The organism is Streptomyces sp. NPDC033177 (genome assembly GCF_055577715.1).
Map to the genome: position 1 here is coordinate 29,453 of NZ_JBVIPS010000008.1, position 13,824 is coordinate 43,276.

The window sequence follows — 13,824 nt, forward strand, 5'->3', positions numbered from 1 at the left end:
CTCACGACGGTCACCGCCACGGAAGCCGCCCGAGGGACGGTCGTTGCGGTCACGGTTGAAGCCGCCGCCACCCTCACGACGGTCGCCGCCACGGAAGCCACCACGGTCGCCGCCCGAAGGACGGTCGTCGCGGCGGAAGCCGGAGCCACCACGGTCGTTGCGGTCACGGTTGAAGCCGCCGCCGCCCTCACGACGGTCACCGCCACGGAAGCCGCCCGAGGGACGGTCGTTGCGGTCACGGTTGAAGCCGCCGCCACCCTCACGACGGTCGCCGCCACGGAAACCACCACGGTCGCCGCCCTCGCGACGGTCGCCGCCACGGAAACCACCACGGTCACCCGACGCACGGTCGTCACGGCGCTCGAAGGAACGGCCACCGCGGTCGTCGCGGCGCTCACGCTCGTAGTTGCCGCGCTCGTCACGCTGCGGACGACGCTCCTCGCGAGGCGCGGCCGCGGGCTGCTCCGGGACGGAGACAGCTGCCTCGACCTCGGCCTCGGCGGCGGCGGTGGCCTCGGCGACCGCGGTCTCCGGGTCGTCGCCACGCTCGCGGGCGGCACGCGCGGTGAGACGCGAGGCCTCCTCGCGCAGCTCCGTCGCACGACGGGTCGCGCGCTCCAGCTCCTTGGTGAGGTCCTTGACCTCACGCTCGGCCTGGGTCGCCGCGTTGCCCGCGGAGTCGGCCTGCACCTCGGTCATCGAACGGGCGCCGGTGATCTCGGCGACCTCCGGGTCGAAGGTGCCGCCGCCGTTGATGATGTGGCGCGTGGCGTCGACGCCCGCGTCCTCCATCAGACGGAAGATCTGACGGCGCTGGTGCGGCAGCGAGAGGGAGACGACCGTGCCGGAGCGGCCCGCGCGAGCGGTACGGCCGGAGCGGTGCAGGTAGTCCTTGTGGTCGCCGGCCGGGTCCACGTTCAGGACCAGGTCGATGCCGTCGACGTGGATGCCGCGCGCGGCGACGTCGGTGGCGACGAGCGCGTTGACGTAGCCCTTCTTGAAGTCCTCAAGAACGCGCGTACGAGCGCCCTGCGTCATGCCGCCGTGCAGCGCGTCAGCCTTCACGCCGGACTCGCAGAGCTGCTCGGCGATACGGTCCGCGCCCAGCTGGGTGCGGACGAAGATGATCGTGCGGCCCTTGCGCGAGGCGATGGCGGCCGTGACGGGCGCCTTGTCGCGGGGCTTCACGATCAGGATGTGGTGGGTCATGGTCGTGACGTTGCCCTGGGCGCTGTCGACCTCGTGCGTGACCGGGCTGTTCAGGTAGCGCTTGACCAGCGTGGAGATCTCGTTCTCCATCGTGGCCGAGAACAGCATGCGCTGGCCGCCGGACGGAACCTGGTCGAGCAGCTCGGTGACCTCGGGCAGGAAGCCCAGGTCGGACATCTGGTCGGCCTCGTCGAGCACCGCGATCTGGGTGTTCTCGAGCGAGCAGGCGCCGCGGCTGATGATGTCGCGCAGACGGCCCGGGGTTGCGACGAGGATGTCGACGCCGCGCTCGAGGGCGTAGATCTGGTTGCCCATCGACGTACCGCCGCAGACGACCTTCATCTTCAGGCCGAGCACGTCACCGTACGGCTGGAGCGCGTCCGCGACCTGCATCGCCAGCTCACGCGTCGGCGTGAGGATGACGCCGCGGGGCTTCTTCTTCTCGGTGCGGCCCTCGGAGGCCAGCGTCGCCAGCATCGGCAGGCCGAAGGAGAGGGTCTTGCCGGAGCCGGTGCGGCCACGGCCGAGGATGTCCTTGCCGGCCAGGGCGTCCGGGATGGTCGCGGCCTGGATCGGGAAGGGGGAGGTCACGCCGTTCTGGGCGAGCTTGCGGACGATGCCCTCGGGCAGTCCGAGGTCGCCGAAGGTGGGACCGGTCTCCGCCTCTTCGGCGGCTTCTTCGACCTCGGTAGCGGCCTCGGCGGCCACCTCGGTCTCCACGACGACCTGTTCGGCGGCCTCCACGACGTCGGCGACGTCGGTGGCCTGGACCGTCTCGACGGCCTCGACGACGGCCTCGACCGTCAGCTCGTCGGACGTCTCGTTCTCGGGCAGGACGGCGTGGTCAGAGTGAGAAATGGACATGCGAAATGCGAAACCTTCCGGAGTCTCGGCACGCGCCCGTCAACTCCGTGATTTCGCAATGGACCGCCTCGATGCGGTCAGCCACGGCAAGGGAGAGTACGCGCCACGCGGCGCTCTTCTTTTTCGGCGCCGGGCAAATGGGATCAAACGATCTACCACCATACGCACCCACCCCCCCAGAAGGCAAACCGCACCCTCCGGGGCACCTTGGATTCCACCCCTTATGGCCTGCCTCACCTGCGACGAAGCGGGTTTCGGACAGGGCCGAACCGGCTCAAGCCGCCCCGGCTGCCCGAGCCACCTACGCGGGACCCGCCTCCGGTGACGGTTCGCGCGACCTGAGCCCCGCCGACCGCTCCCCCAGCTGAGCGTCCTGCTTCGGAGGCTCATGCGCCGACGACGAGGGCTCCGGGGTGGGCTCGGGTGTCGGCGTAGGGGTCGGCTTCGGGGGGTCGGGCGTCGGCGTGGGGCGCGGCGCGTCGGGCTTGGTCCTGGTGGGCGAGGGGCGCCCGTCACTCGTCGGCGGGGCGGGGTCGCCGCCGCCGCCGGACGCGGAGGCCGAGGCCTGGGCGGCGTCGGAACCGGACCCGCCGCGCGCGCCCGAACCCCCCTTGCCCTTGCTCTTCCCCTTGCCGCCCTTGCCGCGTTTGCCGCCCTTCGCGTCGTCGCGGCCCCCGCCGCCACCGGCGGAATCCGCGCCCGGCGTGCCACCTCCGCCGTCCGGGGCGGCCGCCGCGCTGCGCTCGCCGACGGACCGCGCGGGTCCGGGCTCACCGCCGTCGTCGTCACCGATGCTCATGCAGCCCGCGGTCGCCATGACGGCCACCGCCGCCGCGGCCAACCGGACAGGAACGTACAACTGGCGCACGGCCTAGCACCTCCGAGGCGCTGAGAAGCGGGGACGCCCTACCCAACTCCCTTGCCCCGCAAGAGGACACGGACCGGTGGACGGACCTGCCGCCTTCCGTCAGCCGTATCCCAGGGCGTGCAGGCGCTCGTCGTCGATCCCGAAGTGATGTGCGACTTCGTGCACGACGGTGATCTCGGTCTCCGCGACCACGTCCTCGCGCGACTCGCACATACGCAGCGTCGGCCCCCGGTAGATGGTGATCCGGTCCGGCAGCACACCCGCGTACCACTCGCCCCGGTCCGTCAGCGGCGTTCCCTCGTAGAGCCCGAGCAGCTCGGGGTCCTCGGCCGGTGGTTCGTCCTCCACGAACACCGCCACGTTGTCCATCAACCGCGTCAACTCGGGAGGAATCCGGTCGAGCGCCTCGGCGACCAGTTCCTCGAACTCTTCCCGCGTCATCTCCAGCACACCCCCATTGTCGGGCACCGCCCCGCATGGCCGCCCCTCCCCATGGGCATACGGCCCCAATGGTCCGGCTTCGCGTCCTCCGTGCGCCCGCCGCCCTCGTACGCCACTACCGATCCCGCCACCCCCGCCCGGTCGGCGAGCTCATCCACCCTCCGCATCCCTACGGCCGCGCACTGGGCCTGGTCGCGGTCGTCCTGTTCGGCGCCTGGCTGGGCCTGCTGATCGTCGGCAGCGTGCACGCGCCGGTGGGCCCGATGGACACGCGGATGACGCTGCGCCCCTCGCTCACCGGCGGCACGAAGATCGACGTCTCCCCGCTGGGCGCCCTCGAACTGCGCTCGCACGTCGCGCCCATCCGCCTGGACGTGGACGTGGACCGTCTGGACCCGGTCCGCGCCCAGGCCCTGGTCGACCACCCCGAGCGGATCGCGGGACTCCAGGACGAGGTGGCCAAGGACGTCGGGCACGGCGCACTCGACCTGGCCGTACGTTCCTGCGCCGCTGTCGTCGCGGGCGCCACGACGCTGGGCCTCGCGGTCTACCGGCGCCCGCGCCGGGCCCTGGCGGCGGGCGGTCTCGCCCTGGCCCTGCTCGCCGCGTCCGGCGCGGCGGCGTACGCGACGTGGAACCCGAAGTCCGTCCTGGAGCCGAAGTTCTCCGGCCTCCTCAGCAGCGCGCCGTCGGTGGTCGGCAACGCGCGCAGCATCGTGAGCGAGTTCGACGTCTACCAGCAGGAGTTGGCCCGCCTGGTCACCAACGTGACGAAGCTGTACGACGCGACGTCGACGCTCCCCGCGTACCAGCCGGACCCGTCCACGATCCGCGTCCTGCACGTCTCGGACATCCACCTCAACCCGGCGAGCTGGAAGATCATCGCCTCCCTCGTGGAGCAGTACGACATCAACGTCATCGTCGACTCCGGCGACACGATGGACCACGGGAGCGCCGCCGAGAACGCCTTCCTGGACCCGATCGAGGATCTGGGCGCCCCGTACGTCTGGGTCCGCGGCAACCACGACTCGGCCACCACCCAGCGCTACCTCCAGGGCATGAAGAACGTCCACGTACTGGACGAGGGCAGGGCCGTGTCGGTCGCGGGCCTGCGGTTCGCCGGGACGGGCGATCCGCAGCACACCCCGGACCGCTCGGTGGCGTCGGAGGGCAAGGCCGCCGAGGAGATGGCGGGCATCCGCCTCGCCTCCGCCCTGCGCGACCAGCAGACGGCGGGCACCCCCGTGGACGTGGCCGTCGCGCACAACCCCGATGCCGCGCGGAAGACGGACGGCGAGGTGCCGCTCGTCCTGGCGGGCCACATCCACCACTCGGAGATGGAGGTCATGGACGACGGGACCCGGTTGCGCATCGAGGGGTCCACGGGTGGCAGCGGGCTCCGTGCGGTGGAGGGCAAGTACCCCGACCCGGTCGAGACGTCGGTCCTCTACCTGGACCGGGACACCCGGCGGCTCCAGGCGTGGGACGAGATCAAACTGGGCGGCCTGGGGCTGACGAAGGCGGAGGTCAGCCGCCATCTGCCCAAGGAGAACCAGCCCGGGGCGACCCCGTCGCCGGCCCCTCCCGCGCGCTCCCCGGGCAGCGGTTCCCCGGCCCCCCGATAACCGTTTTGGCGATAACTCCCCGCATCCCATATGCTTCTCACGTCCCCGACGCGCTGCAAAGCGCCCAGGTGGGCCCTTAGCCCTCATCGTCTAGTGGCCCAGGACGCCGCCCTTTCAAGGCGGTAGCACGGGTTCGAATCCCGTTGGGGGCACGCAACACCTTGTGCGAGACTAGTGCTCGCACAACGCTTGGTCCTGTGGAGCAGTTTGGAGTGCTCGCCACCCTGTCAAGGTGGAGGCCGCGGGTTCAAATCCCGTCAGGACCGCTTGCGATTCCACGCGGATCGCGTGGCTGGGTAGCTCAGTTGGTACGAGCGATCGCCTGAAAAGCGATAGGTCGCCGGTTCGATCCCGGCCCCAGCCACCTCTTCGAAAGGCCCCGTCCGGTGGACGGGGCCTTTCGCGTTCCCCCGCCCGCACCTGTTACCCCGCCGGGGCCGCCGCGTGGGCCGCGGGCTTCTCCCGTCCGCCCGGATGCCGGTGCCGCCAGACCCAGAACACCGCGGACGCGAGCACCGCCCACCCCGCGAGCACCAGGAACGGGAACGCGTGCTGGTGGGAACCGAAGTACACCGCCGTGTGCTGCGCGTTCACCGACGCCCCCGGCGGCAGCCACTGTCCGATGTGGCCGAGCACCGAGGGCAGCAGCGGCCAGGACACCGCGCCGCCCGACGACGGGTTGCCCAGGAGCACCATCAGGCCCCACGTCGGGATCATCGCCCAGCGCCCGAACATCGTGTTGAACATCGTGAAGACCATCCCCGACGCGAACATCGTCAGCGCCAGGATCAGCCACGACTCGACGAAGGGCAGATCCACCGCCCCCAGCCACCAGTCCACCACCGCCGCGATCACGAACCCGCCGAGCAGCGCGTAGAGGATGGTGAAGGCGATCCGCTCGGCCGGATTCAGTCCGCGGGCGTGCACGCTCAGCTGGATCGCCCCGACGAAGCCGATGATCACCGCGGCCAGCGAGATGTAGAAGATCGCGAGCCCTCGCGGGTCGCCCTCCTGGAGGGGCCTGATGTCCTTCACCGTGACCGGCACCCCCACCTCCTTGCCCACCTTCGGCGCTGCCTCCGCGAGCACCTGGGCGACCGAAGCCCCGGACGCTCCCGAGACGTCGAACGTCACCTTGTCCCCGCCGCCCGGAGCCACCGCGAGGATCGCGAAGACCTTCTGCTCCGCCACCGCGTCGCGCGCCGCGGCGACACTGTCGTACTCGTGTACCTCCAGGGAGGCGTTCAGGGCCTTCTCCATTCCGTCGAGGAAGGCCTTGCCCCGGGTGGCCTCCTGGGCGCCGACCACCGCGGTGGGGATGTGGTGCGGGGTCGGTTTCGCCATGGAGTACGTGTACGAGCCCGCGAAGAGCCCCGCGGCCGCCGCCAGGATGAACACGAGGACGACCGCGGGCAGGAAGGGCGAGTCCTTGAACGCCGACCACCGTTCACGGCCGGTGGGAGCCCTTCCGTGGGCGCCGTGAGCGCCGTGAGCGCCTTGGGCTCCGTGCCGGTGTTCGTGATCAAGCTGTTCAGCCATACGAATCAGGCTAAAACACCTGAAACGGACTCACCCCTGCTCGACCTCAACCGGCCCACTCGCCTGCGCCTGCATCTGTGCCTGCGCCCGCTTCCGCCACGCCCGCACCGCGAACCCCACGCCCACCAGCGCCACCACACCCACAAGCAGCACCGAGTCCGGCACGGCCCGGCCCACGCCCCCGGCCCACCGCTCCACGGCGAACGAGTCGTCCACGTCGAGGAGACCCGGCAGCGCGGTGGTCCCGTCGTAGGCCAGGAAGAGGGCGCCGAGCGCCACGAAGAACAGCCCCGACAGGAGAGAGGTCGTGTGCAGTTCGAAGCGGCCGATGCGGAAGGTGCGCCCCCGCAGCCACCGCCGCCGCCCGAGGTCGAACCGCTCCCAGAGCAGGGCGAGCACGAACAGCGGCACCGCCATCCCCAGGGCGTAGACGGCGAGCAGCAGCCCCCCGTAGACGGGGCTCCCGCTCACCGCGGCCACCGTGAGGACGCTGCCGAGGATCGGACCCGCGCAGAACCCCGCGAGCCCGTACACCGCGCCCAGCGCGTACACGGAGACCGCCGTCGTCGGCCGGATGCGCCCCGAGAGCTCGGACATCTTCCGCGAGGCGAACCCCATGCCCACCACCTGGAGCACGCCGAGCGCGATGATCAGCCATCCGGCGACGAGCACCAGCTGGTCCCGGTGCCCGAAGAAGAACCGCCCGGCAACCGAGCCCGCCGCTCCCAGCGGCACGAGGGTCGTGGCGAGACCGGCGTAGAAGATGCCGGTGCGCGCGAGCAGCCGTGAGGTCGAGTCGATCGAGTACGCGAAGAAGGCGGGAAGGAGCAGTGCGCTGCAGGGGCTGATCAGGGCGAGGAGACCTCCCAGAAACGCCGCGAAATACCCGACGTCGGCGGTCACTTGTCTCCCGCCCCGGAGCCGGCACCCGCGCTCTTCGCCGCCTGCTCGATCGCCTGGTCGAAGACCTCGTCCGGCTGCGCCCCGGAGATGGGCCGCCCGTTGACCAGGAAGGACGGGGTCGACGTGGCCCCCAGGCCGTACGCCTCCTCCTGGTCCTTCTTCACCGCCGCCTTGGCCGCGGCGCTGCCCGCGTCGTCCGTGAAGCGGCCGATGTCCTTGACGCCGGCCTCCTTCGCGAGCTCCTTCAGGCGCTCGCCCCCGAAGCCCTTCTCCTTGGCGCCGTCGGCGTAGGCAGCCGCGTGGAACTGCCAGAAGCGCCCCTGCTGTCCGGCGGCCCACGCGCCCCGCGCGGCGGACTCGGAGTCCGCGCCGAAGATGGGGAAGTTGCGCCACTCGATGCGCAGGGTGCCGTCCTCGACGTACTTCTTCACGAGGCCCGGCTCGGTGTCGCGGGCGAACTTGCCGCAGTAGCCGCACTTGAAGTCGGCGTACTCGATGAGCACGACCGGCGCGTCCTTGCGGCCCTGGGCGAGCGCGTCCTTGCCGTCGCGCCGGGCGAGCTTCGCCAGCTCCGGGTAGACCCCGGCCTGCGGGTCGGCGGAGACGTCGGCGGGGGCCTCCTCCTTCGCGGTGACGGAGGAGGGCTCGTCGGGCTTGGTGGCGCTGTAGGAGGCGGCACCGAGCAGCAGGGCGGCGAGCGCCACCCCGGCCCCGATGGCGATGTTTTTCTTGCTGGACTTGCTGGACTCGCTGGAGTTGCCGGACTTGCTGGGCGTCTTGGACATGGCTGTGCGTTTCTCCTGTTGCGTACGTCGATCAAGGGGACCCCTGCTGAGACAGGGGTCTCCTACACGCGCAGAACGGAGAGTTCTATCGGGGAGGGCGGCGCGAGCGCAGGTGGCGCGCGGCCCGGCGCGACGGAGAGCACGGCTTGGTCGGCGCCCCAGGAGCCGGTCGCCGCGTGGGCCTCATACAGAGCGGGGAGCAGTTCATGTGCCGAACTGGGGCGCGGCGGCGACACCGGACGGCCCCCATCGTCCCGCTGCTCGCCCTTGCCGCAGCCGGGCACGCTGCCGGTCTCGTGGACAACGGCAGTCGCCGCAGCTCGCGGGTGCTGCGCCGAAGCGGCGGCAGGCCCGCAGAACGCCCCGAACACGACGAGCAGTACCCCCAGCAAGGGGCACCACGACGCACGCGCACGGGACAACATGCCCGAATCGTACGTGCGGGGCGCCCCGCCGGAGAAAATCGGTTCGCCACCTCCGAGCGGCGGGTGAGATCCTGGACGCCGTTATGTCTACGCAGCCTGCCCTCACCCTCGACGCCCTCGCCCCGCGCCTGTCCGAGCTGTCGCTGCGCGACGAGCACCGGATCGGCCGCCGGCTCGAGGGTGCGCGCCGGATCCGCAAGCCCGATGCCCGAGCCGCCGTCCTCGCCGAGATCGCGGCGGACGTCGACAAGGCCGCGGCCCGGATGACCGAGCGGGGCAGCCGTCTGCCCAAGATCACGTATCCGCAAGAGCTGCCGGTCAGCCAGAAGAAGGACGACATCGCCGAGGCGATCCGCGACCACCAGGTCGTGATCGTGGCGGGCGAGACGGGCTCCGGCAAGACCACGCAGATCCCCAAGATCTGCATGGAGCTCGGGCGCGGCGTCCGCGGCATGATCGGCCATACGCAGCCGCGCCGTATCGCCGCCCGCACGGTCGCCGAGCGCGTGGCCGACGAGCTGAACACCCCGCTCGGCGAGGCCGTCGGCTGGAAGGTCCGCTTCACGGACCAGGTCAACCCTGACGCCACGTACGTGAAGCTGATGACGGACGGCATCCTGCTGGCCGAGATCCAGACGGACCGCGAGCTGCGCGCGTACGACACGATCATCATCGACGAGGCCCACGAGCGGTCCCTCAACATCGACTTCCTGCTCGGCTATCTGGCACAGCTCCTCCCCAGGCGCCCGGACCTGAAGGTCGTCATCACCTCGGCGACGATCGACCCGGAGCGGTTCTCGCGGCACTTCGGGGAAGCCCCGATCGTCGAGGTCAGCGGCCGTACGTATCCCGTCGAGGTGCGTTATCGCCCGCTCCTGGAAGAGGACGCCGACGACAGCGACCGCGATCAGATCACGGCGATCACGGACGCCGTCGAGGAGCTCCAGGCCGAGGGCAAGGGCGACATCCTCGTCTTCCTCTCCGGAGAGCGGGAGATCCGGGACACCGCGGACGCCCTGAACAAGAAGAACTACCGCTTCACGGAAGTCCTCCCCCTCTACGCCCGCCTCTCGCACGCCGAGCAGCACCGCGTGTTCCAGCAGCACACGGGCCGCAGGATCGTTCTCGCGACGAACGTCGCCGAGACCTCCCTGACCGTGCCGGGCATCAAGTACGTCATCGACCCCGGCACGGCCCGCATCTCCCGCTACAGCCACCGTACGAAGGTGCAGCGCCTGCCCATCGAGGCGATCAGCCAGGCAAGCGCCAACCAGCGCAAGGGCCGCTGCGGGCGTACGTCGGACGGCATCTGCATCCGCCTCTACTCGGAGGACGACTTCGTGTCGCGCCCCGAGTTCACCGACGCGGAGATCCTGCGCACCAACCTCGCCTCGGTCATCCTGCAGATGACGGCGGCCGGGCTCGGCGAGATCGAGAAGTTCCCCTTCATCGACCCGCCGGACCACCGCAACATCCGCGACGGCGTCCAGCTCCTCCAGGAACTCGGCGCCCTGGACCCGACGCAGAAGGACCCGAAGAAGCGCCTCACCGAGCAGGGCCGCAAACTCAGCCAGCTCCCCGTCGACCCGCGCCTGGCCCGGATGGTCCTGGAGGCCGACAAGAACGGCTGCGTACGCGAGGTCATGGTGATCGCCGCCGCGCTCTCCATCCAGGACCCGCGCGAACGCCCCGCCGAGAAGCAGACGCAGGCCGACCAGCAGCACGCGCGCTTCAAGGACGAGACGTCCGACTTCCTGGCCTTCCTCAACCTGTGGCGGTACGTCCGCGAGCAGCAGAAGGAGCGCGGCTCCTCCTCCTTCCGGCGTATGTGCAAGTCGGAGTACCTGAACTTCCTGCGGATCCGCGAGTGGCAGGACATCTACACGCAGCTGCGTACGGTCGCCAAGCAGATGGGCATCCATCTCAACGAGGACGACGCGCCCGAGCAGCATGTCCACATCTCGCTCCTGGCCGGCCTGCTCTCCCACATCGGGATGAAGGACGTGAAGGAGTCGAAGGAGAGCAAGGAGAAGGACCCCAAGCAGCGTGGCGGCGGCCGGGGTGAGTACTTGGGCGCCCGTGGCGCCAAGTTCGCGGTCTTCCCCGGCTCCGCGCTCTTCAAGAAGCCCCCGCGCTTCATCATGTCCGCGGAACTGGTGGAGACCTCCCGCCTCTGGGCCCGCGTCAACGCGCGGATCGAGCCGGAGTGGGTCGAACCGCTCGCCCAGCACCTCCTGAAGCGCACGTACAGCGAGCCGCACTGGGAGAAGGACCAGGCCGCGGTGATGGCGGTCGAGAAGGTGACGCTGTACGGCGTCCCGCTCGTCACCGACCGCAAGGTGAACTACGGCCGCATCGACCCCGAGGTCTCCCGCGACCTGTTCATCCGCAACGCGCTCGTCGAGGGCGACTGGCGCACGCACCACAAGTTCTTCGCCGCCAACCGCCGCCTCCTGACCGAGGTGGAGGAACTGGAGCACCGCGCGAGGCGCCGCGACATCCTCGTGGACGACGAGACGCTCTTCGACTTCTACGACCAGCGGGTGCCCGCGGACATCGTGTCCGGCGCGCACTTCGACTCGTGGTGGAAGAAGAAGCAGCGGGAAGAGCCCGAACTGCTCGACTTCGAGCGCTCGATGCTCATCAACGAGCGTGCGGGCGACGTCTCCAAGGACGACTACCCCGACACGTGGCGCCAGGGGCCGCTCAAGTTCAAGGTGACGTACCAGTTCGAGCCGGGCGCGGATGCGGACGGCGTCACCGTCCACGTGCCGCTCCAGGTCCTGAACCAGGTCACCGCGGACGGCTTCGACTGGCAGATCCCGGGCCTGCGCGAGGAGGTCGTGATCGAGTTGATCCGCTCCCTGCCGAAGCCGATCCGCCGGCACTACGTCCCCGCGCCCAACTACGCGAAGGCGTTCCTGGACCGTGCCGTGCCCCTCCAGGAGCCGCTGCACGTAACCCTTGCGCGGGAGCTCCAGCGGATGGTTGGCGTCCCCGTCTCACCGGACGACTTCGACCTCACCCGCGTGCCGGACCACCTGAAGATCACCTTCCGGATCACCGACGAGCGACGCAAGAAGCTCGCCGAGGACAAGGATCTGGAGGCGCTGAAGCTCCAGCTCCGCCCGAAGGCCCGCAAGGCGCTCTCCCAGGCGGCCGCGGCGACCGCGGAGCGGACGGGCGGCTCGGCGGTCGAACGCGCCGGCCTCACGGACTGGAGCATCGGCTCCCTCAGCCGCGTCTTCGAAACGCGTCGCGCGGGCCAGCCGGTGAAGGCGTACCCGGCGCTCGTGGACGACGGCTCCGAGGCGAACACCGTCTCCGTACGCCTCTTCGACACCGAGGCCGAGCAGCAGCAGGCGATGTGGAAGGGCACGCGCCGCCTGATTCTGCGCAACATCCCGGTGAATCCGGCCAAGTTCGCCTCCGACAAGCTGACCAACGCCCAGAAGATCGCCCTGTCCGCGAACCCGCACGGCTCCATCCAGGCCCTCTTCGCGGACTGCGCGATGGCTGCGGCGGACAAGCTGATCGGCGACTTCGGCGGTCCCGCCTGGGACGAGGAGTCGTACCGCAAGCTGTACGAGAAGGTGCGTGCCGAGATCGTCGACACGACGGTCCGCACGGTCTCCCAGGTCCAGCAGGTACTCGCCGCCTGGCAGGCCTGCGAGCGCCGTCTGAAGTCGACGAGGAGCCCGACGCTCCTGGCCAACCTCACGGATGTACAGGCCCAGTTGGACGCCCTGATCGGCCCCGGCTTCGTCACGGCCACGGGAATCCGCCGCCTGCCGGACCTGATGCGCTACATGACGGCCGCCGACCGCCGGCTCCAGCAGATGCCGACGAACGTCCAGCGGGACACCTCGCGCATGGAGAAGGTCCACGAGATGCAGGACGAATACGCCTGGCTCCTGGAGCAACTTCCGCAGGGCCGCCCCGTACCGCGGGAGGTCCTGGACATCCGCTGGATGCTGGAGGAGCTCCGGGTCAGCTATTTCGCGCACGCACTCGGTACGGCGTACCCCGTCTCGGACAAGCGGATCGTGAAGGCGATCGACGCGGCCGCACCGTGAGCGCCCGCGCACCCTGGGTGAGTTCGACCGCCGGGCCTGCGCTGCTGTAGAGTCCTGTCTCGCAGCGCAACGCACCAATAAGCGCCGCAAAGCAAGGTCCTGTGGAGCAGTTTGGAGTGCTCGCCACCCTGTCAAGGTGGAGGCCGCGGGTTCAAATCCCGTCAGGACCGCAGCAAGAGAAGGGCCGCACCCGCCAGCCGGGTGCGGCCCTTCTTGCGTGCCGCTATGGAGTCGAGGTGGAGGCCGCGCCCGCGGCGCAGCCGCAATCAGACACAGCAAACCCCGTCAGGACCGCCGCAGAAGAAGAGCCCCAACCGGATGCCGGGCGCGGCCCCTCTCACATGCCGCCACGGAGCCGAGGTGAAGGCCGCGCCCGCGGCGCAGCCGCAATCAGACACAGCAAATCCCGTCAGGACCGCAGCAGAAGAAGAGCCCCATCCCGATGCCGGGTGCGGCCCCTCTCGCATGCCGCCATGGAGTCGAGGTGGAGGCCGCGCCCGCGGCGCAGCCGCAATCAGACACAGCAAATCCCGTCAGGACCGCCGCAGAAGAAGAGCCCCATCCGGACGCCGGGCGCGGCCCCTCTCACATGCCGCCACGGAGTCCAGGTGGAGCCCGCGCCCGCGGCGCAGCCGCAATCAGACACAGCAAATCCCGTCAGGACCGCCGCGGTAGAAGGGCCCCATCCGGATGCCGGATGGGGCCCTTCTCGCGTTCCGGCATCTTGACTGCGTCACATTCCGCCGGTACCCAGACATCAGGGAACGGGGCGGGACCGGTTCCTCATCTGGAGGTGGCGTATGACGGCTTCAGCGGCGTCCGCACGGCACGAGACTCGCGCTCTCCTGCGGGCCCATCTCTCCGCGGCGACGAGCTATCGCCATCTGACCCGGCACTGCCCGATCTGCCATCGGCTCGAACGGCTGGCCCTGGAGACCTCCTCCGCCGCCCAGAGCGGCTGTGAGGGCGGCTGCGAGGGCGGCTGCGAGCCGGGGGAGGACGAAAGTCCCCCGAACGCGTGACCAAAGCCGACCCGCGGCCCACCCCGGCGGTGGGAGGGTGAGGGGTAGGGCCCTCGGGTGCGTTGAA

Annotated in this window: 10 protein-coding genes and 4 tRNA genes; 7 read left to right on the top strand and 7 right to left on the bottom strand. The window is 70.3% G+C overall.

All coding sequences use genetic code 11. From position 1 onward, the window contains the following. The 3 genes from ACZ5U5_RS26405 to ACZ5U5_RS26415 form a co-directional block, all read right to left on the bottom strand. The coding region (locus tag ACZ5U5_RS26405) for a DEAD/DEAH box helicase (RefSeq protein WP_469026194.1) at positions 1-2,073 on the bottom strand (2,073 nt) is incomplete at its 3' end. Between the two features lie 301 nt (positions 2,074-2,374). After that, positions 2,375-2,941: a hypothetical protein gene (locus ACZ5U5_RS26410; protein WP_469026197.1), complete on the bottom strand. Its 567-nt coding sequence runs from the start codon at positions 2,939-2,941 to the stop codon at positions 2,375-2,377. Positions 2,942-3,040: 99 nt separating this feature from the next. Then, on the bottom strand, positions 3,041-3,391 hold the full coding sequence (locus tag ACZ5U5_RS26415) for a metallopeptidase family protein (protein WP_190082831.1): 351 nt from the start codon (positions 3,389-3,391) through the stop codon (positions 3,041-3,043). A gap of 59 nt (positions 3,392-3,450) precedes the next feature. On the opposite strand from ACZ5U5_RS26415, the gene ACZ5U5_RS26420 reads away from it, so the two are divergent. From ACZ5U5_RS26420 to ACZ5U5_RS26435, 4 genes are all read left to right on the top strand, one after another. After that, positions 3,451-5,007: a metallophosphoesterase family protein gene (locus ACZ5U5_RS26420; protein ID WP_469026200.1), complete on the top strand. Its 1,557-nt coding sequence runs from the start codon at positions 3,451-3,453 to the stop codon at positions 5,005-5,007. 79 nt (positions 5,008-5,086) lie between these two features. Continuing rightward, positions 5,087-5,159 (top strand) — tRNA-Glu (locus tag ACZ5U5_RS26425). A gap of 39 nt (positions 5,160-5,198) precedes the next feature. Next, a tRNA-Asp gene (locus tag ACZ5U5_RS26430) sits at positions 5,199-5,273 on the top strand. Positions 5,274-5,297: 24 nt separating this feature from the next. After that, positions 5,298-5,371: transfer RNA gene (locus tag ACZ5U5_RS26435), tRNA-Phe, on the top strand. 59 nt (positions 5,372-5,430) lie between these two features. Here ACZ5U5_RS26435 and ACZ5U5_RS26440 read toward each other — a convergent pair. From ACZ5U5_RS26440 to ACZ5U5_RS26455, 4 genes are all read right to left on the bottom strand, one after another. After that, complete coding sequence (locus tag ACZ5U5_RS26440) at positions 5,431-6,546, bottom strand: ABC-2 transporter permease (RefSeq protein WP_469026203.1); 1,116 nt, start codon at positions 6,544-6,546, stop codon at positions 5,431-5,433. 30 nt (positions 6,547-6,576) lie between these two features. Next, a complete protein-coding gene (locus ACZ5U5_RS26445; protein WP_469026205.1) occupies positions 6,577-7,449 on the bottom strand; it encodes a cytochrome c biogenesis CcdA family protein in 873 nt (290 codons plus the stop codon). Continuing rightward, positions 7,446-8,234, bottom strand: coding sequence for a DsbA family protein (locus tag ACZ5U5_RS26450; RefSeq protein WP_469026207.1), 789 nt, complete (start codon positions 8,232-8,234; stop codon positions 7,446-7,448). The genes ACZ5U5_RS26445 and ACZ5U5_RS26450 overlap by 4 nt, the downstream gene beginning before the upstream one ends. A gap of 62 nt (positions 8,235-8,296) precedes the next feature. Next, on the bottom strand, positions 8,297-8,659 hold the full coding sequence (locus ACZ5U5_RS26455; protein ID WP_469026210.1) for a hypothetical protein: 363 nt from the start codon (positions 8,657-8,659) through the stop codon (positions 8,297-8,299). A gap of 83 nt (positions 8,660-8,742) precedes the next feature. Between ACZ5U5_RS26455 and hrpA the strand changes: the two genes are divergently transcribed. From hrpA to ACZ5U5_RS26470, 3 genes are all read left to right on the top strand, one after another. Continuing rightward, the gene (hrpA, locus tag ACZ5U5_RS26460; RefSeq protein ID WP_469026212.1) at positions 8,743-12,735 is read left to right on the top strand and encodes an ATP-dependent RNA helicase HrpA; all 3,993 of its coding nucleotides are present in this window, start codon (positions 8,743-8,745) and stop codon (positions 12,733-12,735) included. A gap of 95 nt (positions 12,736-12,830) precedes the next feature. Beyond that, a tRNA-Asp gene (locus ACZ5U5_RS26465) sits at positions 12,831-12,905 on the top strand. A gap of 630 nt (positions 12,906-13,535) precedes the next feature. Beyond that, complete coding sequence (locus tag ACZ5U5_RS26470) at positions 13,536-13,757, top strand: DUF6274 family protein (RefSeq protein WP_469026214.1); 222 nt, start codon at positions 13,536-13,538, stop codon at positions 13,755-13,757. Positions 13,758-13,824: the final 67 nt, after the last annotated feature.

Excerpts from the sequence above, each read along its gene's own strand:
- ACZ5U5_RS26455 (WP_469026210.1), bottom strand. The coding sequence starts at position 8,659 with ATGTTGTCCCGTGCGCGTGCGTCGTGGTGCCCCTTGCTGGGGGTACTG.
- ACZ5U5_RS26450 (WP_469026207.1), bottom strand. The coding sequence starts at position 8,234 with ATGTCCAAGACGCCCAGCAAGTCCGGCAACTCCAGCGAGTCCAGCAAG.
- ACZ5U5_RS26470 (WP_469026214.1), top strand. The coding sequence starts at position 13,536 with ATGACGGCTTCAGCGGCGTCCGCACGGCACGAGACTCGCGCTCTCCTG.
- ACZ5U5_RS26420 (WP_469026200.1), top strand. The coding sequence starts at position 3,451 with ATGGTCCGGCTTCGCGTCCTCCGTGCGCCCGCCGCCCTCGTACGCCAC.
- hrpA (WP_469026212.1), top strand. The coding sequence starts at position 8,743 with ATGTCTACGCAGCCTGCCCTCACCCTCGACGCCCTCGCCCCGCGCCTG.
- ACZ5U5_RS26440 (WP_469026203.1), bottom strand. The coding sequence starts at position 6,546 with ATGGCTGAACAGCTTGATCACGAACACCGGCACGGAGCCCAAGGCGCT.